This window comes from Actinotalea ferrariae CF5-4, assembly GCF_000603945.1.
In the GTDB taxonomy this organism is placed as follows: domain Bacteria; phylum Actinomycetota; class Actinomycetes; order Actinomycetales; family Cellulomonadaceae; genus Actinotalea; species Actinotalea ferrariae.
On sequence record NZ_AXCW01000031.1, the window covers coordinates 1 to 21,953 of the forward strand.

Consider the following 21,953-nt stretch of genomic DNA (forward strand, 5'->3'; position numbering starts at 1 on the left):
TCCCACCAGCGGACCTCGTCCATGAACCCGCGCTCGACGTCCGTCCAGCCCGCCGTGGTCACCTCGTCCGGACGCGTGACCCGGGCCAGGAAGAACTCCTCGTCCTGGCGGACCGTCCGGCGCCAGAAGTCGAAGACGGCGCTGCGTCGCAGCACCGGCCCGACGAGCTCGTCCGCGCCGACCCGCAGCCCGGTCTCCTCGAAGAGCTCGCGGGCCGCAGCCTCGTGCGGCGTCTCCCCCGGGTCGATCCCCCCGCCCACCGTGAACCACCACGACCGCTCGGGCTGGTCCAGGTCGTGCCCGCGCACGAGCAGGAGCCGGTCGTGCTCGTCCAGCAGGATCACGCGGGCACCGCGACGGAACGGCACGCCGTCCTCGCCGACCACCCAGTCGGGTCCGAGCTGCGTCGGCAGGTCCTCCCCCGCGCTCACCACCCGCGCTCGGCGAGGCGGTGGGGCTGGGGCACCTCCTCCACGTTGATCCCGACCATGGCCTCGCCGAGGCCCCGGGAGACCTTCGCGATGACGTCGGGGTCGTCGTAGAACGTGGTGGCCTTGACGATGGCCGCGGCCCGCTCGGCCGGGTTGCCGGACTTGAAGATGCCGGAGCCGACGAAGACGCCCTCGGCGCCGAGCTGCATCATCATCGCGGCGTCGGCGGGCGTGGCGATGCCGCCGGCGGTGAAGAGGACCACGGGCAGCTTGCCGGTCGTGGCGACCTCCTTGACCAGCTCGTACGGGGCCTGGAGCTCCTTGGCGGCGACGAAGAGCTCGTCCTCCGGGAGCGCGGTGAGGGCCTTGATCTGCTGGCGCAGCGTGCGCATGTGCGTCGTCGCGTTGGACACGTCGCCGGTGCCGGCCTCGCCCTTGGAGCGGATCATGGCCGCGCCCTCGGTGATCCGGCGCAGCGCCTCGCCGAGGTTCGTCGCGCCGCACACGAACGGCACGGTGAACTGCCACTTGTCGATGTGGTGGGCGTAGTCCGCCGGCGTCAGCACCTCGGACTCGTCGACGTAGTCGACGCCGAGGGACTGCAGCACCTGGGCCTCGACGAAGTGGCCGATCCGGGCCTTCGCCATGACGGGGACGGAGACGGACGCGATGATCTGGTCGATCAGGTCCGGGTCGCTCATGCGCGCGACACCGCCCTGGGCGCGGATGTCGGCGGGCACGCGCTCGAGGGCCATGACCGCGACGGCACCCGCGTCCTCCGCGATGCGCGCCTGCTCGGCGGTGACCACGTCCATGATCACGCCACCCTTGAGCATCTCGGCCATGCCGCGCTTCACCTTCGCGGTGCCGATGACGTTCTGGGTGCTTTCGGTGTTCTCGGTCGGCACGTCAGTCCTTGCTCGTCGCGTGCGCGGGTGCGCAGGGGGTGGACGCCGCGCTCGTCGCGGCCCGTCCAGTCTAGACGGCGAGCCGCCGGCGCAGATCCTGCCGGAGCAGGTCCATCTCAGCCAGGAGAGCCGCCTCGTCACCCCGTCCTGCCCACCACCGGGCGCGGTCCGTCATGACCCGGTGCCGGTGGTGGGCCAGTCGCGAGGCGGTGGACTGGAAGTCGCGCATGGACCGGGCCGCAGCCGCCCCGCCGCGCGCCCGCGCCCAGCGCCGTGAGGCCCGCCGGGCGCTGAGCGAGGTGAGCATCCGCAGCTCCTGGGGCGCCAGCAACCCGCCGGCGGCGTACTCGGCGAGGCGCGCCCGGACGAGGCGGGCCTCCCGACCGCGCAGCCAGGTGACCAGCCCGACGACACCGAGGAAGAGCGGCACCTGGACCGTGACGTACAGGGAGAGGAAGGAGGCGTCGGTCCCCAGGGTCGCGGCGCCGTTCCACAGCGCGTGCAGCCCGACGGCGACGGCGAGCCCGACGACGAAGGCCCCGGCCCAGGCGCCCGCGGAGCGTCGGGCCGCCCAGCCCAGGGCCAGGCCGACGGCAGCGGTGAACAGCACGTGGGCGAAGGGTGACATGACGGCGCGGAGGACGAAGACCACCGCGACCGCCTCCCCGCCGTCACCGCCCGCGGCCGACTCCGCCACGGCCTGGCCGAAGTAGAGGATGTTCTCCACGAACGCGAACCCGGCCGCGACGGTCGCCGCGTAGACGACGCCGTCGACCGGCCCGTCGAACCAGCGCCGCCACCCGAGGAAGAGCAGGAGCACGCCGAGCGCCTTGATCCCCTCCTCCACGAGGGGGGCGACGAACGTCGCGGTCACCGCCCCGGCGCGCAGGTCGTCCAGGCCGACGACGAGCAGCGCCGTCTGGGCCCCGGAGTTGAGCACGAGCGCCACGAGGACCGACACCGAGGCACCCCACCCGAAGGCGACCGCGAGGGCCGGCCAGGGCTCCGGCTCCCAGCGGTCCACCCACAGCACGGTCCCCAGCACGGCGAGGAGCGGCAGGAGCGCCAGCGCGGTGGCGGCGGGAAAGGCGGGCGGGCCCACCATGAACCCCACGAGGCCCACGGCGACGAGGCTGAGGACGCCGAGGACGACGGCCGCCAGGAACGTCCCGGCGCCCGGTCGGACCCGCCGCGGCGCGACCGGCGCCGGCAGCGGCACCCACGCACCGGGCGGTGCGACCCCGCTCATCCGACGTTGCCCGGGCGGGGCAGGCCGTCGGGCCAGCCGTCGTCGATCTCCACGGTCCGCGGCATGACGGCCCTGCCGTGCAGGCGCAGCAGGCGGACCAGCACCTTCCGGCGGACGCGCTGGGTCTGGGCGACCGCCTCGTTGTGGAAGCGGCGCGCGAGCTGGACGCGGTACCACGAGGCGGCGACGGCCTCCACGATCTCTCCGGCCAGGTCGTCCTGCCCGAGCGCCGCGACCTCCTCGGGGTCCGCCAGGGCGGTGCGCAGCGTGAGCGACAGCTCGCTCTCCGCCATCTCCCGCTCCGCCGCGCCGGGCAGGCGCCCGCAGGGATCGTCCGCGAGGTGCGCGACGTCCTGCACGAGGTCGACGTCCCCGCGGCCACCGACCGTCAGGGCCGACCAGGCGGCGTCCGCCAGCAGGACGCTGCTCGCGGGGTCGAGCGCCCCGGCCGCGGCGAGCTCGGCGGCCGCCGACGCGCGGCGCACCAGCTGGTGGTCGAGGGCGTGCCGCGACGACGCCACCTTCCGGTGCAGACGGTCGAGCCGGTTCGCGGCCAGCCACACGAGCCACACCAGGAGCAGCAGCGCGGCGACGACCACCACCGCGACCTCGGACCAGGTCATCGCTCCCCCCGCAGACCGGCGGCCCAGCGGGTGCGGCGGGACCGCGGGTCCTCGCCCACGCGGACCTTCGGGCCCACGCCCGAGAGCACGGTCTCGTACACGGTGAGCACCTGCTCCGTGACGGTCGACCAGTCGTACCGACGCACCACCTCTGAGCCGCGCGCGACGACGCGCTCGCGCATCCCGGGGTCGCGGAGCACCCGGAGCAGGGTCGCCGCGAGGTCCGCCCCGTCCCCGGTGCGGAACAGGACGCCCGCGTGGCCCTCGTCCAGCACCCGCCGGAACGCGCCGAGGTCGCTCGCGACCACCGCCGTCCCGGCGCTCATCGCCTCCACCAGCACGATGCCGAAGCTCTCCCCGCCCGTCTGCGGCGCCACGTACACGTCGACGGAGCGCAGCAGCGCCGCCTTCTCCTCGTCCGTGATGCCCCCGAGGAACTCCACGGAGCGGGCGTGCTCGCCGAGCGCCTCCCGTGCCTCCGACGCGCCCGTGTCACCGCGGCCCGCGACGAGGAAGCGCGCACCGGGCAGTGCTGCCAGCACGGCCGGGATCGCCGAGGTCAGGACGGGCAGGCCCTTGCGCGGCTCGTCGAGCCGGCCGAGGAAGGCGATCGTCGGTGCGTCGGGCGTGCCCGTCCACCGCGGGTCCGGCGTCGCCTGCTCGAACGGGTCGACGTACACCCCGTTGGGGATGACGACGGCGTCCCCGCCCAGGTGCTCGACCAGGGTGCGGCGCGCGTCCTCGGAGACGGCGATCCGCGCCGAGATCTTCTCCAGGCTCGGCCGGACCACCGGGTAGGCCATCTGCAGCGCCCGGGAGCGGATGAGCGCGGTGTGGAACGTCGCCACGATGGGGCCCTCGGCGATCCAGAGGGCCAGCATCCCCAGGCTCGGCGTGACCGGCTCGTGCAGGTGCAGCACGTCGAAGTCCCCGGCGGCGAGCCAGCGGCGTACCCGGGCCGCGCTCACGGGGCCGAACGTCATGCGCGCGACGGCGCCGTTGTAGCGGACCGGCACCGACCGGCCCGCGGGGGTCATCTGGACGGGCACGGGGGTGTCGTCGTCGGCGGGCGCCAGGATCGAGACCGTGTGGCCCCGCTCCTCCAGGGCGTGGGCGAGGTCGCGGACGTGGAACTGCACGCCGCCGGGCACGTCGAAGGAGTACGGGCAGACGATCCCGATCCGCAGCGGTCGGTCGATCATGCGCCGCCCCCCGCCGCGTCCGGTGCCACGGCCGACGGCGCCACGCGGCGCGCCGGGTCGAGGTCGGCGACGAACACCCGCTGCAGCATGTGCCAGTGGGTCGGGTCCGCCGCGATGCCTGCCGCGACGACGTCGACCCAGCGCTGGGTCAGCGCCGCGACCTGCTCCGTCCGGTCCCTCCCCTCCGGCACCGTCACGGCAGGGTGGAAGTGGATGACGACGCCCCAGCGGCAGCCGGCCGCGCGCCGTCGCGCGCCGCGCAGGCGCTCGTGCTGCACGGTGACGGGCAGCAGCGGTGCGCCGGTCGTCACCGCCAGGGCCGCCGGGCCGGCGGCGACCCGGGCCCGCTCGCCGAAGAGCTCGACCTCGATGCCGCGCGAGGTGAGGTCCCGGTCCGCGAGCAGCGGCACGAGCAGACCGCCCCCGCGCACCGCCCGGACCAGGTCCCGGAACACCTCCCCGCCGTCGTCCAGGGGCAGGATGCGCACCCCGGCGCCCTCCCGGAGCCGCAGGAACTCCTCGAAGACCTCCGCCGGCTCCAGCCGCTCGGCGACGGTGAGGACGGGCGCGACCGCGCGCGTCGCCCAGGCGCCGGCCAGGTCCCAGTTGCCCTGGTGCGACAGCGCCAGGACCAGGCTCGACCCGTCCTGGAGCACCGGACGGACGTTCTCGAGGCCCTCGGCCCGCACCCGTGCGTCGATGCGCTCCCACGACAGCCGCGCGAGCAGGAACGTCTCCGCGTAGTAGCGCAGGTACGTCCGCATCCCGGCGCGGCTCAGCCGCCGCAGCTCCCGGGGTGACGCGTCGGGGCGCACCCGGGCGAGGTTCCCCTCGAGCCGCCGTACCCCGGACCCACGGCGTGCCCAGGCCACGTCGGCGGCGACGTGCATGACGCCTCGAACCACGGGCTCCGGCAGCCGTGACGCGACGTGCCAGCCCACCAGGAGCGGGTGCGTCGCCAGGCGGCGGCTCACGGGGCCGCCGCCGTTCCACCCGCGGCCAGGAACTGGCGCCGCACGTGCACGACGCGCTGCACCACCGTGACCAGGCTCGCCAGCGCGAGGACCCCGAGCACGACCGTGAGCACCGCAGAGGGCAGGCCCAGGCCCACGCCCAGTGTCGTCGTCAGGACCACGACGAGCCGGTCGGCCCGCTCCGCGATGCCGACGTCGGCCCGCATGCCGAGCCCCTCGGCCCGCGCGCGGGCGTAGGGCACGATCGAGCCGAGCACGAGGCAGGCGAGCGCGAGCACCGCACCGACCGGGTCCTCGCCGCGCCCGGCGAGGTAGAGGACCAGCCCGGTGAAGATCGCACCGTCCCCGAAGCGGTCGAGGGTCGAGTCGAGGAACGCGCCCCACGTGCTCGTCCGCCCCGACCGCCGGGCCATGGTGCCGTCGAGCAGGTCAGACAGCACGAACACGGTGATGACGAGGGTGCCGAGCACCAGGTGGCCGAGCGGGAAGAGCGTCAGGGCGGCGACGACGACACCGAGCGTGCCCAGGACCGTCACGGCGTCCGGGGACACCCCGGCACGCAGCAGTGCGTCCGCCACGGGGTCCACGACCCGCGCGACGACGCGGCGCAGCCGGCGCATCAGGCGTCCGTCCCGGTCGGCGCGGTCGGCCCTGCCGGCGCTGCCGACCCTGTAGGCCACGCCGCGACGAGCCGCTCCCGGGTGTCCCCGAGGAGCTCCGGCATCGCCTTGGTCCGTCCGACGATCGGCAGGAAGTTGCTGTCGCCCGCCCACCGCGGCACGACGTGCTGGTGCAGGTGCGCGGCGATCCCGGCGCCGGCGACCGCCCCCTGGTTCATCCCGAGGTTGAACCCCTGGGGCGCCATCACGCCCCGCAGGACCCGCATGGCGGTCCGGGTCAGCGCGGCGAGGTCCGCCACCTCGGCATCCGTGAGGTCCGTGTAGTCGGCGACGTGCCGGTACGGCAGCACCATGAGGTGCCCGGAGTTGTACGGGTAGAGGTTGAGCACGACGTAGCAGGACCCGCCGCGGTGCACGACGAGCGACTCGGCGTCGTCGTCGCTCGCCGCGGCGCGGCAGAACGGGCACGCCGACGGTCCCGCGTCGGACGGCTTGTCCTGACCGCCCAGGTAGACCATGCGGTGCGGCGTCCACAGACGGCCGTAGCCGTCCGGCTCCCCGGCGAGGTCCGCGCCGTCCTGCAGGCCCGACCCCTCGTCGCTCCCCCGGTCCGTCACGGTCAGACCTGCGTGCGGGCGCGGACCGCGTCGACGACGCGGCGCACCGCCTCGTCGACGGGCACGCCGTTGTCCTGGCGGCCGTCGCGGTAGCGGAAGGACACCGCCCCGGCGGCCACGTCCTCCCCGCCGGTGATGAGGACGAAGGGCACCTTCTGGGTGCTCGCCGTCCGGATCTTCTTGCCGAAGCGGTCGTCGGAGAGGTCGACCTCGGCACGGATGCCCTCGGCACGCAGGCGCGTCACGACGTCGGTGAGGTAGTCGTTGAACGGCTCGGCGACGGGCACGGCCACGACCTGCACCGGTGCGAGCCACGCCGGGAAGGCGCCGGCGTAGTGCTCGGTGAGCACGGCGAAGAACCGCTCGATGGAGCCGAAGAGGGCCCGGTGGATCATGACCGGACGGCGCCGGGTGCCGTCGGACGCCGTGTACTCCAGGTCGAAGAGCTCGGGCAGGTTGAAGTCGAGCTGGATGGTCGACATCTGCCAGGTCCGGCCGATCGCGTCCTTGGCCTGGACGGAGATCTTCGGGCCGTAGAACGCCGCACCGCCCGGGTCCGGGACGAGGTCCAGGCCCGACGCCGTGGCGACCTCCTCCAGGGTCCGGGTGGCCTCCTCCCAGACCTCCTCCGACCCCACCGACTTGTCGGGGTTGCGGGTCGACAGCTCGAGGAAGAAGTCCTCCAGTCCGTAGTCCTTGAGGAGCTCCAGCACGAAGGTGAGCAGGCGCGTCAGCTCGTCCTTCATCTGCTCCGGCGTGCAGTAGATGTGGGCGTCGTCCTGCGTGAAGCCCCGGGCCCGGGTCATGCCGTGCACGACGCCGGACTTCTCGTACCGGTAGACGGTTCCGAACTCGAACAGCCGGAGCGGGAGCTCCCGGTAGCTGCGCCCCCGCGACCCGAAGATCAGGTTGTGCATGGGGCAGTTCATCGGCTTGAGGTAGTAGTTCTGCCCGGCCTTGCGCAGCGTGCCGTCGGCGTCGCGCTCCTCGTCCATCTGCATGGGCGGGTACATGCCGTCGGCGTACCAGTCCAGGTGGCCCGAGGTGCGGAAGAGCTGCTCCTTGGTGATGTGCGGGCTGTAGACGAACGAGTACCCCGCCTCGACGTGGCGCCGGCGCGAGTAGTCCTCCATCTCCTGGCGGATGATGCCGCCGCGGGGGTGGAAGACGGCCAGGCCGGAGCCGATCTCGTCCGGGAAGGAGAAGAGGTCCAGCTCCGTGCCCAGGCGGCGGTGGTCGCGGCGCTCCGCCTCCGCGATCCGGTCCAGGTACGCCTTGAGCTCGTCCTTGGTCGGCCACGCCGTGCCGTACACGCGCTGGAGCTGCGGGTTCTTCTCCGAGCCGCGCCAGTAGGCGGCGGCGGTCCGCGTCAGCTGGAAGCCGTTGCCGATGAGCCGCGTGCTGGGCAGGTGCGGGCCGCGGCACAGGTCCTGCCAGGCGACAGAGCCGTCCCGGCGGAGGTTCTGGTAGATGCTCAGGCCACCCTGGCCGACCTCTACCGCCGCACCCTCCGTCTGGCCCGCCGAGCCCTTGATGCCGATGAGCTCCAGCTTGTACGGCTCCGCGGCCAGCTCGCCGCGGGCGTCGTCGTCCGACAGCTCCCAGCGCCGGAAGGTCTGGCCCTCCTTGACGATCCGCTGCATGGTCTTCTCGAGGCTCTTGAGGTCCTCGGGCGTGAAGGGCGTGTCCACGTCGAAGTCGTAGTAGAAGCCGTCGGTGACCGGCGGCCCGATGCCGAGCCGCGCCTGCGGGTGCAGCTGCTGCACGGCCTGGGCGAGCACGTGGGCGGTGGAGTGCCGCAGCACGGCCAGGCCGTCGGGCGAGTCGATGGTGACGGCCTCGACGACGGCGCCCGCGGCGAGCGGGGTGGCGAGGTCGACGAGCTCCCCGTCGACGCGCAGGACGACGACCTCGCGGCGGTCGGCGTAGAGCTCCGTGCCCGTCGTGCCCTCCTCCAGCGTCTTCTCGACACCATCGGCGGTCAGGGTGATCTGTGGCACGTGCGCTCCTCGGTCTGGACGGCGCGTCGATCGTACCGACGGGTCATGGGCACGGCCTGCACCGCACCGCACCGCACCGGCACTGCACCGGCACCGCACGGGCACCTCGTGCACGGCGCCGGCCCGGCACCGGCACGGCATCAGGCCACGAGCCGGGCACGAGCGGGTCGTGACCGGGCCGCGAACGGTGCACGGCGGGGGCAGCAGGCGGGCCACGGCGCGGGTCCGGCCGCACGGCCGCTGCGCCGGACGGGTGATGCCGGGGCATGCCCGCTCGAAGATCACCCAGGACCAAGGGCCCAAACAGGGTCGGTGACCTGCGACGGAGCCTCGACCGACGGAGGAGCCGGAACATCCGTCCGATCGGGGGATCACACAGAAAGATCAGGTGGGCGATACTGGGTTCGAACCAGTGACCTCCTCGGTGTGAACGAGGCGCTCTACCACTGAGCCAATCGCCCTGCACGCCGGTCGGTCACCCGGTGGCGCGGAGATGATGCTAGCGAATCGCAGGCCGTTTGCCGAACCTGGCACCTAGGCTTGCCGATGAGAGGTTGGGAACGACACGGACGATACGGACGCAGGCCGACCGGGTCGTCGGCCCTCGGCCGTACCGGTCGTGGTGAACGTCCCGCACGGGAGACCCCGGGCGGGAGGGGGACGGGGACGCGACGAGCGGCTTCGCCGGATCGGAGGGGTGGCGATGACCGAGCCCGCACGTGATGTCCGCGAGGTCGTCCCGATGCACCTGGTGCTCCCGGACGCCAGCGTCCTGCCCGTCAGCGCCGAGCTGCACTTCGCCCCGGCGGACCCGTACACCGTGCGCGTCGTCTTCCGCGGCGCCAGCTCCACCTCGACCTGGCTCATCGGCCGCGAGCTCGTCGCGCACGGCCTGCTGGCCGACGCCGCGGCGCCCGCCGGCACCGGTGACGTGCGGATCTGGCGCGACGAGGACCCGGCCTACCTGCTCGTGGGCCTGAGCGGGGTCGAGGGCGACGCCCTCCTCGCCGGTCCGGCCGAGCCGTTCGTGTCCTTCGTCGCGGCGACGGTCGCCCTGGTGCCGTTCGGCTCCGAGGGTCCCGTCATGGAGGACGAGATCTCGCGGCTCATCGACACGCTCCTCGACGCCTGACCCGACGGCGTCACGGGTCGACGTCGTCCGCCGCCCGCGTCGCGTAGAGGTCGACGACGCGCTGCGTGAGCGGCGAGATGTCGAGCGGCGTCGCGTCGAGCCGCACCACGGGGACGGTCGTGCGCACCGAGCCGGTGAGCACCAGCCCGCTGCCCCGCCCGACGACGTCGTCGAGCACCGACCAGGGCAGCTCACCCGGCGCAGCCTCGCGGACCGGGAGGCCCGCCGCCGTCGACCACTCGAGCACGAGCGCGCGCGTGATGCCCGCGAGGCACCCGCTCGACAGCGGCGGGGTCAGCAGCTCCCCACCCACCTCGACGAACACGTTGCTGCCCGTGCCCTCGCACAGGTCCCCCACCGTGTTCGCCAGGAGCGCCTCGTCGGCGCCCTGCGCGGTCGCGCGTGCCAGGGCGACGACGTTCTCCGCGTAGGAGGTCGTCTTGAGGCCGACGACCGGGGACCGCTCGTTGCGGACCCACGGCACGCGAACCGCCCGCGCCGGCGCGGGCGCGGGGACCGCGCCGCCCGGCCCCGCGACCACGACGACGGTCTGCGGCTCCCCGGGCGTCCGGGCGGACCCGAGCGGTCCGAGGCCGGCCGTCACGGTGATGCGCAGACGCCCCGCACCCGGCGCCTGCCGCAGGACCTCGGTCACCGCGTCCCGCAGGAGGTCCTCGTCGGGGTCGTCGAGACCGAGGCCGCGCGCGGAGGCGCGCAGACGGTCGAGGTGCCGGGTCAGCGCGAACGCCCGGCCGCCGACGACGCCGCACGTCTCGAAGACCCCGTCCCCGACGGTCAGACCGTGGTCGACCGGGCTGAGCACCCGCTCCCCCGGCGCCAGCACGCGACCGTCCGCCCACACGACGAGGCCGCCCGCTGCTCCCCCGACGCCGGCCCCGGCCGCGCCACCTGCTCCGCCCACGCCCTGCCTCCTGTCCGGTCCTGCACCGCGATGTGGTCCCTGCGCGCTCACGGCGCCGAGGCCAGGCCGATGAGCCGGTGCGCCTTCAGCTCGGTCTCGCGCCACTCCTGCTCGGGGTCGCTCCCCCAGGTGATGCCGGCTCCGGTCCCGAAGGCGAGCCGGCCGCCGTCGTCGGGCCGCCACCAGAACCCGCGGATGCCGACGGCCAGCTCGGCGGTCCCCCGGTCCGCGTCGATCCACCCGATGGTGCCGCAGTAGGGCCCACGCGGGACCGGCTCGACACGCCGGATGTGGTCGAGGGCGCTGCTCTTGGGGGCCCCGGACACCGATGCCGGGGGGTAGGTCGCGGCGAGCAGCTCGCTCCAACCCGTCCCGGGCAGCATCCTGGCCCGGACGGTGGTGACGAGGTGGACGAGGCCGGGGTGCGCCTCGACCGCGAGCAGGTCGGTGACCTCGACGGTGCCCGGGACGCCGACCCGCTGGAGGTCGTTGCGCACCATGTCCGCGATCATGATGTTCTCGGCCCGGTCCTTGTCCGTGAGCCCGGCCTCGGTCACGGCGGTGCCCTTGATCGGGCCCGAGGAGACGTGGCCGTCGGCGACCCGCAGGAACAGCTCCGGCGAGGCCGACACGACCCAGACGGGGTCGAACCCGGACCGCGCCGGCACGTGGACGCCGCCGGCGTACGGCGCCGGGTTGCCCCGGTCCAGGACGCTGGAGAGGGCCTGCGCGTCCGGCTCGCCCCCGTCGGTCGCAGGCAGCGGGGCGCTGAGCACCCGGCAGAGGTTGACCTGGTAGACGTCGCCCTGACGGATCGCCTCGCGGACGTCCTCGACGCGTCGGCGGTAGGCGTCGGGACCGAGTGACGAGGTCCACGACGACGACGCGGGGCCGTGCCACGTCCGCTCCGGCTCACGGTGCGGGTCCACGGCGCCCGGGTCCGGCGTGTCGGGACGGCGGCGGACGTGCTCGAACCTCCACGCCCGGACCGGACCCTCGAAGTCGCCGACGACGGCCCAGAAGCCGCCTCGGCGCAGCGGTGCGTCGTCCTGCAGGAGGTCGACGCACTCGACGGCTCCCGCGGCGTCGACGCCGGCGAACCACGCACGCCCCTGCGGGGCACCGGGCGGCTGCTGCACCGGGCCACGGTAGCGGCGGGACGTCGGACCGAGCGCCGCAGCACGTCGGCCGGGGCCGGGACGAGCGACGGAGCACCGCGACGGTGGCCCGTCCGTCGACGTCCGGAGCCCGCGCCCGACCCGCAGGACCGGGACCGAGTTGGACGTTCGCCCCGCCAGTCGTTAGAGTCCTCAACGCCGCACAGCGCCGGGGAGACCCGGCCGGTGCAGCGCGGACGTGGCTCAGTTGGTAGAGCATCACCTTGCCAAGGTGAGGGTCGCGGGTTCGAATCCCGTCGTCCGCTCGGAGGCGACATTCCCGTGTCGGGGTCACCCCGACCGAGGCTTGAGCCTACGGTGGAGTGGCCGAGAGGCGAGGCAGCGGCCTGCAAAGCCGTATACACGGGTTCGAATCCCGTCTCCACCTCGCAGCAGACCGGGCGTGAGCCCATGGGCGATTGGCGCAGCGGTAGCGCGCTTCCCTGACACGGAAGAGGTCACTGGTTCGATCCCAGTATCGCCCACCAGCAGCACCGCAGGTCAGAGGCCGTTCCGGAGAGATCCGGGGCGGCCTTCCGGCATGTCGTGGGGCGGTGCGGAGAGACCGGTGCTGCGGGGCGGGGGCTCACGCCGGGCACCCCATCGGCTCGACACCGCGACGAGCCCGGCCAGGACGCTGCCGACGACGGTCGCCACCGTCGAGCCGATCCCGTAGGACATCGCCTCCTCACCCGAACCGGCGAGCAGGTACCCGCTCCGGACGTCGAACCAGACGTCCAGCATCGCGAGAGCGACCACGAGCGGCAGCTGCGGGAGGCCCACGATCAGGGCCCCACCGGCGCCGACCGCAGGTCTGCGCCGGGCGACGACGTGGGCGACCACGGGCGCTGCCGTCAGCACGGCGAGGAGCCAGATGAGGGTCACCGCAGGAGCAGTCTGCGCACCGGCCGGGTCACGGAAGAACTCCGGCACGAAGACGAGCGCGGTCGCCACGGCAGACATCGAGGCGGCGACTGCGATGTCCCGCCGCGAAGCCGCCGTCGTGTGGTGCGAAGTCCGGCTGACCATCGTGGCCTCACGACCCGTCGGCGGTGCTGAGGTGCTCATGCTATCCCTGGACGCTCTGAGCAGTCCGGGCTTCGACGGACGCTCCGGTGTGGAGGTCGGCTCGCTCTCGGCGTCTTGGGATGTGGACGGCGCCGGGCAGGCAGGTGACAGGTCGGCGTCGGACCATGGTCTTCGGGAAGCGACCTGCAGGAATGCTTTGCCTGAAGCGGACGTGGAAACACCCGCATCTTGCCCTTCCCCCGACCATCTGTTGCCGCGGCCACCCTGGAAGGTATGGGATTTGCGGATGGTCATGATCAGCATGACGGCCGGCGGGTCGTCCTCCGCGTCCTGGGTCCGGGAGCTCGAAGCGAGCATCAACGGGGCCTTCGCCCCGATCGCGGAGGCGGTGGGTGCGGTGATCTTCGCCCAGGTCACCGTCCTGGGTGTGACGTTCCCCGTCCTCATCGCCTGGCTCATCGCCGGCGCGATCGTCTTCACCGTCGGGCTCGGGGTGATCCAGGCCCGGGGCTTCGGTCACGCGCTGGCTCTCGTCCGCGGCCGCTACTCGCGGGACAGCGACCCGGGTGAGGTGACGCACTTCCAGGCGCTGTCCTCGGCCGTGTCCGGCACCGTCGGGCTGGGCAACATCGCCGGCGTCGCGATCGCGGTCACCATCGGCGGCGCGGGGGCGACCTTCTGGATGATCGTCGCGGGCCTGCTGAGCATGGCGACGAAGTTCGTCGAGTGCACCCTCGGGGTGAAGTACCGGGAGGAGCACGAGGACGGGACCGTCACCGGGGGGCCCTTCCGCTACCTGCCCATCGCGTTCGCCCGGTTCGGCCGGGTGCCGGCCCGGGTCCTGACCACGGTCTTCGCGATCTCGATCTTCTTCTTCGGGCTCACCGGCGGGAACAGTCTTCGGCCGCACCCGCCGCAACGAGCGGATCTTCCAGTACGTCTTCGTCACCTTCACGGTGCTGGGGACCGTCCTGTCGCTCGGGGACGTCATCGGCCTCGCCGACGGGATGCTCTTCCTCTGCGCCTTCATCAACGTCCTGGGCCTCTACCTCCTCTTCCCGGTCGTCCGCCGGGAGCTGCGGAACCACGTCGCGGACCTGCGCAGCGGGCGCCTCACGCCGGTCCGCGAGGAGGAGAAGGTCGGCTGAGGTCGCGCTCCGTTTCGGGCTCCCGGAGCCCATAACGGAACCCCGACCACCCTCGTCGAGCCTCGCGCCCAGGCCGGGGAGCCGGTTTCGACAGGGCCGCGGCATCGCTGAGCCGTTCGGATGACTTTCACCCGGGTGATCGACGCACCGCCCCATACTGGCCGGTCAAGGGACGTTTTCCGCGGACCCCACCGAACCGGACGGAGACGTTGTGCGAGACCTGGCCCCGGAGATCTGCCGTCAACGCGTCGTCGTCGAGGGCCTGTGCACCGAGCCCATCGGCGAGCAGTCGATCAAGGACTACCTGTCCGAGCTGTCCAAGGCGATCGACATGATCACGCTCCTGGAGCCGGTGACCCACCAGTCCCCCCTCTACGGCTGGGCCGGGTGGATCCACTGGGAGACGTCCGGTGCGCACTTCTACGCGTGGGACGTCCCGCGCCTGTTCTTCAGCGTCGACGTCTACGCCTGCAAGCCGTTCTCCGCCGCCGCCGTCGTGGACCTGACCCGGGAGTGGTTCGGGGCCACGGAGATCGTTCACAAGGAGTTCTGATGGCCGCACCCCTGACGATGCACTTCGACGTCTCCGGCGACCTCCTGGCCGGCGCCCGCGACTGCGAGGCCGAGGTCTTCCTGCGTTGGTACGGCAACTCGCGCGAGCAGCTGGCCGAGGAGTACGGACCGTACGAGGACAGCTCGGCCTTCCTCTGCATCGCCGACGAGCACGGCGACGTCCTCGCCGCCGCGCGCCTCGTGGCGCCCGGGGGCGCGTCGGGGCTCAAGACGCTGACCGACGTGGGGCGCGAGCCGTGGAACGTCGACGGCGCGCGGTCCGCGCGGGCGGCGGGCGCCGAGCTGGAGACGCTCTGGGACGTGGCGACGATCGGGGTCCGGCGGCAGAGCGCCGACACCGCGCGGCTCTCTCTCGCCCTGTACCACGGCATCGTCAACGTGTGCCGGGCCAACGGCATGAGCGGCTTCGTCGCCGTCCTCGACGAGCGGGTCCGGCGGCTGCTGGACTCCGTCGGCATCGTCTCCCGGACCCTGCCGGGAGCCTCGGCGGCGCCCTACCTCGGCTCGCCCTCGAGCACTCCCGTCTACGTGCTGCGCAACTACATGTTCGACCAGCAGCGGCGGGAGTTCCCGGACGCCTACCGGCTCGTCACGCTCGGCCACGGGCTCGACGGCATCGCGGTGCCCGGGCTGGACCACTTCCGGTACGACCGCTTCACCGACGCCGACCTGGCGCGTTGGCAGACCGGCGAGCTGGCCGATCTGCCGATCATGGCCTGACGGGCCGTCTCCCTCAGCGGTCGGGCGAGCCCGGGAGCATCCCGCGCAGCGCCACCAGCGACCTCCATCGGGCGATCCACGGGGCCACCTCCTCCGCCGCCATCGGCTGGGCGATGTGGTACCCCTGCAGCACGTCGACGCCGAGGGGAAGCAGCGCCGCGGCGACGGCGGCGTCCTCCACGCCCTCGGCGACCATCCGCAGGTCCATCGCGCGCGCCATCTGCGTGGTGGTCTGGACGATGAGCCGGCTGCGCTCGTCCTGCAGGACGCGCGCGACGAACGACCGGTCCATCTTGAGCTCCTGCACGGGGAGGTCCCGGAGGTAGGCCAGGGAGGAGAACCCGCTGCCGTAGTCGTCGATGGAGAGCTGGACGCCGTGCCCCCGGAGCTGGAGCAGGACGGCCCGCGCGCGGTCGGGCTCCGCGAGGAACGAGTCCTCCGTGACCTCCACGGTGACGCGGTCGGCCGGGACGCCCGAGCTGGTCAGGGCCGCCACGAGGGTGGGCACCAGCGAACCGGCCACCACCTCCTCCGGGGCCCAGTTGACCGCGACGCGGACGTCGAGCCCGGCGTCCAGCCAGCCGCGCAGGTCCTCGACGGCCCGGAGGAGCACGGTCTCCGTGAGGGCGGGCATGAGGCCCACGCGCCGGACGTCGGGCAGGAAGGAGGCGGGGCCGAGGAGCCCCTCGGTGGGGTGCTGCCAGCGGACCAGGGCCTCGAACCCGACGACCTGGCGGGTGCGGGCGTCGACCTGCGGCTGGTAGCGCAGGACCAGCTGGCCGGCCGACAGCGCCTGGCGCAGCTCCTCGCCACGGCGCAGCCGATCCCGCGCCAGCCCGTCCAGGGACGGGTCGAAGAGCAGTGCGCCGACCCGGGAGTGCTTCGCCTCGTACATCGCGATGTCAGCGCGGCGCAGGAGGTCGGTCGCCGCGGCGGGGCCCCGACCGTGCAGCGCGATGCCGACCGAGGCGTCGATCGCCAGGTCGAGGTTCTCCACGCGCACCGGCGCGGAGATCGCCGTGCGCAGCCGCTGGGCCGTCTCGAGCAGCAGGATCTCGTCCCCGCGCGGCACGAGGACGGCGAACTCGTCCCCCCCGAGCCGTGCGATGAGGACGCTGGGTGGGAGGGCCCGCCGCATCCGGTGCGCGAGGGTCACGAGGATCTCGTCGCCCGCCGTGTGCCCGAGGCTGTCGTTGACGTCCTTGAAGCCGTCGAGGTCCAGCAGCAGGACGCCGACGTCGTCGCCGCTCTCGAGCGCGGCGTCCGTCGCGGCCAGCAGGGACCGCCGGTTCGGCAGGCCGGTCAGCTCGTCGGTGAGCGACAGCCGCATCGCCTCGGCGGCGCCCCGCGCCTCGCGCAGGGCGAGCGTCATGCGGAAGCCGGCCGCGACGAGCGTCAGCAGCGCCACGACGCGGACGACCCAGCCCACCGTCGCCCACGGGTCGAGCACGAGCACGACGAGCGCGAGGCCCGAGGCGGTGACGAGGATCGTCGTGCTCTCGCGGGCGTCCGGACGGCCCTCCGGGGCGCCCGGCGGCACGCACCCGGCGGCGACGAGCGCCGCGAAGCTCACGCCCCACAGCGCCTGGAGGGCCACGCTCGCGGTGTACGTCTCGGTGGACAGGCTCCCGATCAGGCTGCTGTCCGCCACGGCGATCCCGAGGAAGCCCAGGGCGAGCATGAGGGTGCGCACGGACCGGTCCCGCTGCCGCAGCACCATCTGCGCGATCACCATGATGGACAGCACGAGGTTGATGAGCGGGAACAGCACGGCCAGGAGCAGCGCGAACCCCCCGCGGACGCCGGTCCCGGACAGCGGTGCGAGGACCGCGAACCCGGCGAGGCAGACCGCCGCGCCGCAGACGACGGCGGCCTCCGTCCACGCCACCGTGGAGGTCGCCATCCGCCGCGGGGCGTCGACCTGCAGGAAGGCCGCGAGGGCGAGGTAGGCGAGGACGCAGAGCACCTCCCCCGGTGCCGGGAAGGTCACCGCGTTGAGCGTGCGGCCGACGCTGACCCAGGCCGAGCCGGCGGCCCAGAGCGCCACGCCGCCGCCCAGGAGCAGGAGCGAGAGCCGACGATGGGGCTCCCGCACCGCGGTGAGGACCACCCGTGTCAGGAGCAGCCCGAACACGCCCGCCAGGGTGATCACGAGGGCGACGTCCTGCTCGGCCCCGTCCAGCACGAAGCTCGACGCGACCCCTGTCCCGGTGACGACCCAGGGGCCCGCGCGCAGGACGCGTCCGACCCGGGCGTCACGCCCGGGGGACTCGGCGGCGCCTGCCATGATCACCTCGGGCACTCACGGGCGCGTCGCGCGCCCTGAAGGGGCAGTTCGGACGAAACTGACCTCTCGTTCATCGGCACCCCGGTCCCAGCCTTGAGAAACATCACCCGCTCCGGCGGACCGACGCCGCTCGTCAGGGTGCCCGGGCAGCGGTCCGCGCCGCCGGTCCCGCCGCCTACGCTGGTCGCCATGGAGAGCTCGGCGCCCCCGCTGGACGCGCCCGTGGTCGTCGTCGGCGCGGGGCTGGCCGGGCTGGCGTGCGCGCGACGTCTCCACGCGGCCGGGGTGCCCGTCCTGGTGCTGGAGGCGTCGGACGGCGTGGGTGGACGCGTCCGGACCGACGTGGTCGACGGCTTCCGGTGCGACCGGGGCTTCCAGCTCCTCAACCCGGCCTACCCCGAGGTGCCCCGCGTCCTCGACATCCCCGGGCTGGACCTGCGCGCCTTCGGACCAGGGGTCGTCGTGGCGCACGCAGGCCGTCGTCACCTGCTCGGCGACCCGCGGCGTCTCCCGGCGTCGCTGCCGGGCGACGTGCTGGCCGGGGGCAGCCTGCGCAGCAAGCTCGCGTTCCTCCGCTGGGCGCTCCCCGCGCTCGGGCCCGTGGACCGCCTGCTGGCGCAGGAGGACGGCCCGCTGGGCGCCTCCCTCGACCGCGCCGGGGTGCGCGGGACCTTCCGCACCGGCGTCGTGGACGGCTTCCTCGCCGGCGTCCTGGCGGACGACAGCGGCGAGACCTCGACGGCCTTCGCGCGCCTCCTCGTCCGCACGTTCGCGCGCGGCCTGCCGGGCGTGCCCGCCCGAGGCATGGGCGAGGTGCCCCGCCAGCTCGCCGCCGGACTGCCGGCCGGCTCCGTCCGCCTCGGCACCCCTGTGGTCGCGGTGGGGCCGGACCGGGTCCGGACCGGGGACGGCGTCGAGCACCGGGCCGCCGTCGTCGTCGTCGCGACCGACCCGGCCACGGCGGGGTCGCTGGCAGGGGTGCGCGTGCCGCCGATGCGCGGCCTGACGACGTACTGGCACACGACCCCGGTCGGCTCGGGCTCCCCCGCGACCCTGCCGGTCCTCCACCTCGACGGCGACCGGAGCGGACCGGTCGTCAACACGGCCGTCATGACGGACGTCGCGGCGGAGCTGGCCCCGCCGGGCCGCACCCTCGTGGCGAGCACGGTGCTCGGCGTGACCGGCGACGGGGCCCAGGAGCGCGCCGTCCGCGACCAGCTCGCCCGGGTGTACGGGGTGGCGACGACCGGCTGGGAGACCGTGGTCGTGCACCGGATCCGCGAGGCGCTGCCCGCCCAGCTGCCCCCGCTCGTGCGGCGACGACCCGTGGTCCTCGACGACGGCGTCCTCGTCGCCGGCGACCACCGGGACACCGCGTCCATCCAGGGAGCCCTGGTGTCGGGGCGGCGTGCCGCGGACGCCGTGCTGGCCCGGCTCGGGTCCCCGCCGTCGGCGGGGCCGCCGAGCGCCTCCGCCGCTCGCGGCTGAGGCACCGTCGAGACGCACTTGCACCGTCCCGCGCGCTCCGCGACAGTGAGCGCGACGCCCCCCAGCCGAGGAGACCCCGTGGACGATCGCGAGCACACCTGGACCGAGCCGGCGACCGAGCGGCCGGCGCCGTCGGGCGTGCTGACGTTCGCGCTCTGCCTGCTCCTGCTCCTCGGGGCGTTCGCCCTCATGGCCTTCGGGTTCGACCAGGCGTCCGGTGCGCTGTTCACCGTGGGCCTCGTGCTGGCCTGCGCCGCCTTCGCGATCCCCATGTCCGCGCGCAGCTGAACCACCGCTGACCGGCGCCGCGCGGCCCGCCGGGCGGCAGCGCGCCGCGCGGGATACAACGGCACGCATGGTGAGTGCGCCGCAGCCCGCGTCGACGTCGTCCCGGCTCGGGCGGCGGGACCGACCAGGCCTCGACGAGGCCGTCGAGACGGTGCTCGGGCCCGGCGCGCGCCTCCGCGAGGCCCAGCGCGACGCCCTCGACGGCCTGGAGACGCACGACACGCTGCTCGTCGCCCGGTCCGGTGCCGGGAAGACCGCGGTGTACGCGATCGCCACGCTGCTCGCCGGCAGGACGACGGTGGTCGTGTCGCCCCTCCTGGCCCTCCAGCGGGACCAGGTGACGGCCCTGCGCGCCGCGGGGCTGCGCGCGGAGGCCGTGAGCTCGGCCCTGGGTGCCCGACGACGCCGCACCGTGGCCGAGGCGGTGCGCCGGGGGGACGTGGACGTCGTGCTGCTCGCACCGGAGCAGCTCGCCCGGGAGGACGTGCTGGAGGACCTCGCGCGGGCGGGGCCCGGGCTGCTCGTCGTCGACGAGGCGCACTGCGTCAGCGAGTGGGGTCACGACTTCCGCCCCGACTACCGGCACCTCGGCGGGGCCCGCCGTCGGATCGGCGACCCGCGCGTGCTCGCGATGACGGCGACGGCCTCGCCGCGAGTGCGGGAGGAGGTCGTCCAGGGTCTGGGGCTGTGCGGGGCGCGGGTCCTCGTCCACGACGCCGACCGGCCGAACATCTGGCTCGGCGCCCGGACCGTCGCCGGTGAGGCGGAGCGCGACCGCGTGGTCGTCGAGGCCGCCACGTCGACGGCCGGCGCCGGGATCGTCTACGCCCGGACCCGACGCCAGGTCGAGGACCTGGTACACGCGCTCGGCGCCGCGGGCGCGTCGGCCCTGGGCTACCACGCCGGCCTGCCCGCCGACGAGCGCCGGCGCACCGAACGGGCGTTCCTGTCGGGCTCGGCCGACCTCGTCGTGGCGACCAGCGCCTTCGGCATGGGGGTGGACCGGGCCGACGTCCGGTTCGTCGTGCACGCCGGAGCGCCCCCCTCCCTCGACGAGTACTACCAGGAGGTGGGTCGGGCGGGCCGGGACGGTGCGGCGGCCGTGGCGGTCCTCGTCCACGACGCCGGCGACGTCGGACGGAACCACTACCTGCGCGCCGGCGGCACGCCACGGGACTCGACGCTCCGCCGGGTCCTGGGAGCGCTGCCCGCCACGGGCGCGCAGCACGCGCCCACGCGCTCGGAGGTCGGCGCCCGAGCCGGGACGAGCGCCCGGACCACCGCCCGGGTGCTCGGTCTCCTGGCCGCCGTCGGCGCGGCGCGGGGGGACGGGGACGCGTGGTGCCGCGCGGACGACCGCTCGCCGACCACGGTGCTCGCCGCCCTGCACGAGCACCACGAGCGGATCACGGCGTTGGAGCGGTCCCGCGTCGAGCTGGTCCGGACCTACGCCGAGACCACCGACTGCCGTCGGCGCGTCCTGCTGGAGCTCCTCGGCGAGGAGCACCCCGACCGGTGCGGCACGTGCGACACCTGCGACGCCGGAACCAGTCGCGACGTGGCCGACGACCGCGTCCGCGTGGGTCAGGACGTCGACCACGCCGACTGGGGGCGCGGGACCGTCAGCGTGGTGGAGCCGGGCCGGATCACGGTGCTGTTCCCCGACCGGGGCTACGTCGCGCTCGACGCGGACGTCGTCCTGGACAGCGGCCTGCTCACGCCGCTCCCGGGCACCGCCTGAGCGGGGTGTGGCCGCGCATCCGGGTCGGGCGTCTCCTACGGTGGGCGGGGCGACCGGGACGACACGAGGAGGACGGATGCTCACCACCGAGGTGGCGGACCGGGTGCACCGTCTGGAGCACGCCTACGTCAACTGCTACGTCGTGGCGGGCGACGACGGTCGGGTCCTGCTCGTCGACGCCGGGCTCCCGGGGATGTGGCCCCTGATGGGCTTCGCCCTGCGGGAGCTGGGCCACCGCCCGGAGGACGTGGCCGGCCTGGTCCTCACCCACGCGCACTTCGACCACGTCGGGTTCGCCGTCCGGCTCCAGGAACGGCTCGGCGTCCCGATCTGGGCGCACGAGGCCGACCACGCGCTCGCCGCGCACCCGTACCGCTACGCGCACGAGAACCTCCGCGCGGGCTACCCGTTCCGGCACCCGGCGTCGCTGCGGATCCTCGCGGCGATGGCCCGGGCCGGGGCGCTCAAGGTCCGGGGTGTGCGGGACCTCCTCCCGGTCGCGGACGGGGACGTGCTCGACCTGCCAGGGCGACCCGTGGTCGTCCTCACCCCGGGTCACACGTTCGGCCACGTGGCGCTGCACCTGCCCGACCGTGACGTCGTCCTCAGCGGGGACGCGCTGGTCACCCTGGACCCCTACACGGGGCTGGACGGCCCGCAGATCATCGCGGGCGCCGCGACCGCGGACTCCGAGCTGGCCCTGCGCTCCCTCGACCGGCTCGCAGAGACCGCCGTCGGCACGGTCCTGCCGGGTCACGGCGAGCCGTGGACCGACGGCGTCGTGGCCGCGGTCACGGAGGCGCGGGCCATCGGTGCCCACTGAGCCCTGATCCACCGGTCTGAG

Annotated in this window: 21 protein-coding genes, 4 tRNA genes and 1 pseudogene; 12 read left to right on the forward strand and 14 right to left on the reverse strand. The window is 74.2% G+C overall.

What is annotated here, in order from left to right; all coding sequences use genetic code 11:
• From N866_RS04530 to N866_RS04575, 10 genes are all read right to left on the reverse strand, one after another.
• On the reverse strand, positions 1 to 431 hold a 431-nt coding region (locus N866_RS04530; protein ID WP_034223270.1), incomplete at its 3' end, for an NUDIX hydrolase.
• On the reverse strand, positions 428 to 1,339 hold the full coding sequence (gene pdxS / locus N866_RS04535; RefSeq protein ID WP_034223273.1) for a pyridoxal 5'-phosphate synthase lyase subunit PdxS: 912 nt from the start codon (positions 1,337 to 1,339) through the stop codon (positions 428 to 430). The genes pdxS and N866_RS04530, both read right to left, overlap by 4 nt.
• A 70-nt stretch (positions 1,340 to 1,409) precedes the next feature.
• Positions 1,410 to 2,588, reverse strand: coding sequence for a PrsW family intramembrane metalloprotease (locus N866_RS04540; protein WP_081802326.1), 1,179 nt, complete (start codon positions 2,586 to 2,588; stop codon positions 1,410 to 1,412).
• Entirely contained in the window at positions 2,585 to 3,211 is a 627-nt protein-coding gene (locus N866_RS04545; RefSeq protein WP_034223276.1) for a hypothetical protein, read from the reverse strand. Before N866_RS04545 ends, N866_RS04540 begins: the two co-directional genes overlap by 4 nt.
• Positions 3,208 to 4,398 (reverse strand): glycosyltransferase family 4 protein, encoded by a 1,191-nt coding sequence (locus N866_RS04550; RefSeq protein WP_081802328.1) that lies wholly within the window; start codon positions 4,396 to 4,398, stop codon positions 3,208 to 3,210. Before N866_RS04550 ends, N866_RS04545 begins: the two co-directional genes overlap by 4 nt.
• Positions 4,399 to 4,409: 11 nt before the next feature.
• Complete coding sequence (locus N866_RS04555; protein WP_245612357.1) at positions 4,410 to 5,387, reverse strand: phosphatidylinositol mannoside acyltransferase; 978 nt, start codon at positions 5,385 to 5,387, stop codon at positions 4,410 to 4,412.
• On the reverse strand, positions 5,384 to 6,007 hold the full coding sequence (pgsA, locus tag N866_RS04560; RefSeq protein WP_034223296.1) for a phosphatidylinositol phosphate synthase: 624 nt from the start codon (positions 6,005 to 6,007) through the stop codon (positions 5,384 to 5,386). The genes N866_RS04555 and pgsA overlap by 4 nt, the downstream gene beginning before the upstream one ends.
• Positions 6,007 to 6,630: an HIT family protein gene (locus N866_RS04565; RefSeq protein WP_425393950.1), complete on the reverse strand. Its 624-nt coding sequence runs from the start codon at positions 6,628 to 6,630 to the stop codon at positions 6,007 to 6,009. The genes pgsA and N866_RS04565 overlap by 1 nt, the downstream gene beginning before the upstream one ends.
• Complete coding sequence (thrS, locus tag N866_RS04570) at positions 6,627 to 8,624, reverse strand: threonine--tRNA ligase (RefSeq protein ID WP_034223279.1); 1,998 nt, start codon at positions 8,622 to 8,624, stop codon at positions 6,627 to 6,629. The genes N866_RS04565 and thrS overlap by 4 nt, the downstream gene beginning before the upstream one ends.
• A 389-nt stretch (positions 8,625 to 9,013) precedes the next feature.
• Positions 9,014 to 9,085: transfer RNA gene (locus N866_RS04575), tRNA-Val, on the reverse strand.
• 242 nt (positions 9,086 to 9,327) lie between these two features.
• Here N866_RS04575 and N866_RS04580 point away from each other — a divergent pair.
• Positions 9,328 to 9,756, forward strand: a complete 429-nt coding sequence (locus N866_RS04580) for an SsgA family sporulation/cell division regulator (RefSeq protein WP_034223302.1) — start codon at positions 9,328 to 9,330, stop codon at positions 9,754 to 9,756.
• A gap of 10 nt (positions 9,757 to 9,766) precedes the next feature.
• Here N866_RS04580 and N866_RS04585 read toward each other — a convergent pair whose 3' ends face one another.
• Together N866_RS04585 and N866_RS04590 are read right to left on the reverse strand one after the other, a co-directional pair.
• Complete coding sequence (locus tag N866_RS04585) at positions 9,767 to 10,678, reverse strand: aminotransferase class IV (protein ID WP_052022391.1); 912 nt, start codon at positions 10,676 to 10,678, stop codon at positions 9,767 to 9,769.
• A 47-nt stretch (positions 10,679 to 10,725) separates the two neighbouring features.
• Positions 10,726 to 11,817: a chorismate-binding protein gene (locus N866_RS04590; protein ID WP_034223280.1), complete on the reverse strand. Its 1,092-nt coding sequence runs from the start codon at positions 11,815 to 11,817 to the stop codon at positions 10,726 to 10,728.
• Between the two features lie 211 nt (positions 11,818 to 12,028).
• Between N866_RS04590 and N866_RS04595 the strand changes: the two genes are divergently transcribed.
• The 3 genes from N866_RS04595 (at position 12,029) to N866_RS04605 (ending at position 12,323) form a co-directional block, all read left to right on the forward strand.
• Positions 12,029 to 12,101 (forward strand) — tRNA-Gly (locus N866_RS04595).
• Positions 12,102 to 12,152: 51 nt separating this feature from the next.
• Positions 12,153 to 12,223, forward strand: a tRNA-Cys gene (locus N866_RS04600).
• Between the two features lie 25 nt (positions 12,224 to 12,248).
• A tRNA-Val gene (locus N866_RS04605) sits at positions 12,249 to 12,323 on the forward strand.
• Positions 12,324 to 12,336: 13 nt separating this feature from the next.
• Here N866_RS04605 and N866_RS04610 read toward each other — a convergent pair.
• Entirely contained in the window at positions 12,337 to 12,903 is a 567-nt protein-coding gene (locus N866_RS04610; protein WP_155855204.1) for a hypothetical protein, read from the reverse strand.
• Positions 12,904 to 13,165: 262 nt separating this feature from the next.
• Between N866_RS04610 and N866_RS20315 the strand changes: the two are divergent.
• From N866_RS20315 to N866_RS04625, 4 genes and pseudogenes are all read left to right on the forward strand, one after another.
• A pseudogene (locus N866_RS20315) lies at positions 13,166 to 13,681 on the forward strand (alanine:cation symporter family protein); the annotation flags it as partial.
• A 109-nt stretch (positions 13,682 to 13,790) separates the two neighbouring features.
• Positions 13,791 to 14,012 carry an alanine:cation symporter family protein gene (locus tag N866_RS22050; RefSeq protein WP_216699375.1) on the forward strand — a complete coding sequence of 74 codons (222 nt, stop codon included), beginning with the start codon at positions 13,791 to 13,793 and terminating at the stop codon, positions 14,010 to 14,012.
• Between the two features lie 211 nt (positions 14,013 to 14,223).
• Positions 14,224 to 14,565 carry an S-adenosylmethionine decarboxylase gene (locus N866_RS04620; protein ID WP_034223282.1) on the forward strand — a complete coding sequence of 114 codons (342 nt, stop codon included), beginning with the start codon at positions 14,224 to 14,226 and terminating at the stop codon, positions 14,563 to 14,565.
• On the forward strand, positions 14,565 to 15,305 hold the full coding sequence (locus N866_RS04625; protein WP_052022395.1) for a hypothetical protein: 741 nt from the start codon (positions 14,565 to 14,567) through the stop codon (positions 15,303 to 15,305). The genes N866_RS04620 and N866_RS04625 overlap by 1 nt, the downstream gene beginning before the upstream one ends.
• Positions 15,306 to 15,318: 13 nt before the next feature.
• On the opposite strand, the gene N866_RS19745 is transcribed toward N866_RS04625, so the two are convergent.
• Positions 15,319 to 17,592, reverse strand: a complete 2,274-nt coding sequence (locus N866_RS19745; protein WP_052022396.1) for a putative bifunctional diguanylate cyclase/phosphodiesterase — start codon at positions 17,590 to 17,592, stop codon at positions 15,319 to 15,321.
• A gap of 189 nt (positions 17,593 to 17,781) precedes the next feature.
• Here N866_RS19745 and N866_RS04635 point away from each other — a divergent pair, with 189 nt between their 5' ends.
• The 4 genes from N866_RS04635 (at position 17,782) to N866_RS04650 (ending at position 21,932) form a co-directional block, all read left to right on the forward strand.
• Positions 17,782 to 19,080: an NAD(P)/FAD-dependent oxidoreductase gene (locus tag N866_RS04635; protein ID WP_052022397.1), complete on the forward strand. Its 1,299-nt coding sequence runs from the start codon at positions 17,782 to 17,784 to the stop codon at positions 19,078 to 19,080.
• Positions 19,081 to 19,158: 78 nt separating this feature from the next.
• Entirely contained in the window at positions 19,159 to 19,368 is a 210-nt protein-coding gene (locus tag N866_RS04640; protein WP_034223284.1) for a hypothetical protein, read from the forward strand.
• A gap of 67 nt (positions 19,369 to 19,435) precedes the next feature.
• A complete protein-coding gene (locus tag N866_RS04645) occupies positions 19,436 to 21,109 on the forward strand; it encodes a RecQ family ATP-dependent DNA helicase (RefSeq protein ID WP_052022398.1) in 1,674 nt (557 codons plus the stop codon).
• 76 nt (positions 21,110 to 21,185) lie between these two features.
• Positions 21,186 to 21,932: an MBL fold metallo-hydrolase gene (locus N866_RS04650; protein WP_034223287.1), complete on the forward strand. Its 747-nt coding sequence runs from the start codon at positions 21,186 to 21,188 to the stop codon at positions 21,930 to 21,932.
• The last annotated feature ends 21 nt before the right edge of the window (positions 21,933 to 21,953 follow it).

Bases quoted from the DNA above. Each gene is read 5' to 3' on its own strand.
- N866_RS04635 (WP_052022397.1), top strand. From the start codon at position 17,782: ATGGAGAGCTCGGCGCCCCCGCTGGACGCGCCCGTGGTCGTCGTCGGC.
- N866_RS19745 (WP_052022396.1), bottom strand. From the start codon at position 17,592: ATGGCAGGCGCCGCCGAGTCCCCCGGGCGTGACGCCCGGGTCGGACGC.
- N866_RS04610 (WP_155855204.1), bottom strand. From the start codon at position 12,903: ATGAGCACCTCAGCACCGCCGACGGGTCGTGAGGCCACGATGGTCAGC.
- N866_RS04625 (WP_052022395.1), top strand. From the start codon at position 14,565: ATGGCCGCACCCCTGACGATGCACTTCGACGTCTCCGGCGACCTCCTG.
- N866_RS04645 (WP_052022398.1), top strand. From the start codon at position 19,436: ATGGTGAGTGCGCCGCAGCCCGCGTCGACGTCGTCCCGGCTCGGGCGG.
- pgsA (WP_034223296.1), bottom strand. From the start codon at position 6,007: ATGCGCCGGCTGCGCCGCGTCGTCGCGCGGGTCGTGGACCCCGTGGCG.
- N866_RS04540 (WP_081802326.1), bottom strand. From the start codon at position 2,588: ATGAGCGGGGTCGCACCGCCCGGTGCGTGGGTGCCGCTGCCGGCGCCG.
- N866_RS04545 (WP_034223276.1), bottom strand. From the start codon at position 3,211: ATGACCTGGTCCGAGGTCGCGGTGGTGGTCGTCGCCGCGCTGCTGCTC.
- N866_RS04580 (WP_034223302.1), top strand. From the start codon at position 9,328: ATGACCGAGCCCGCACGTGATGTCCGCGAGGTCGTCCCGATGCACCTG.
- N866_RS04650 (WP_034223287.1), top strand. From the start codon at position 21,186: ATGCTCACCACCGAGGTGGCGGACCGGGTGCACCGTCTGGAGCACGCC.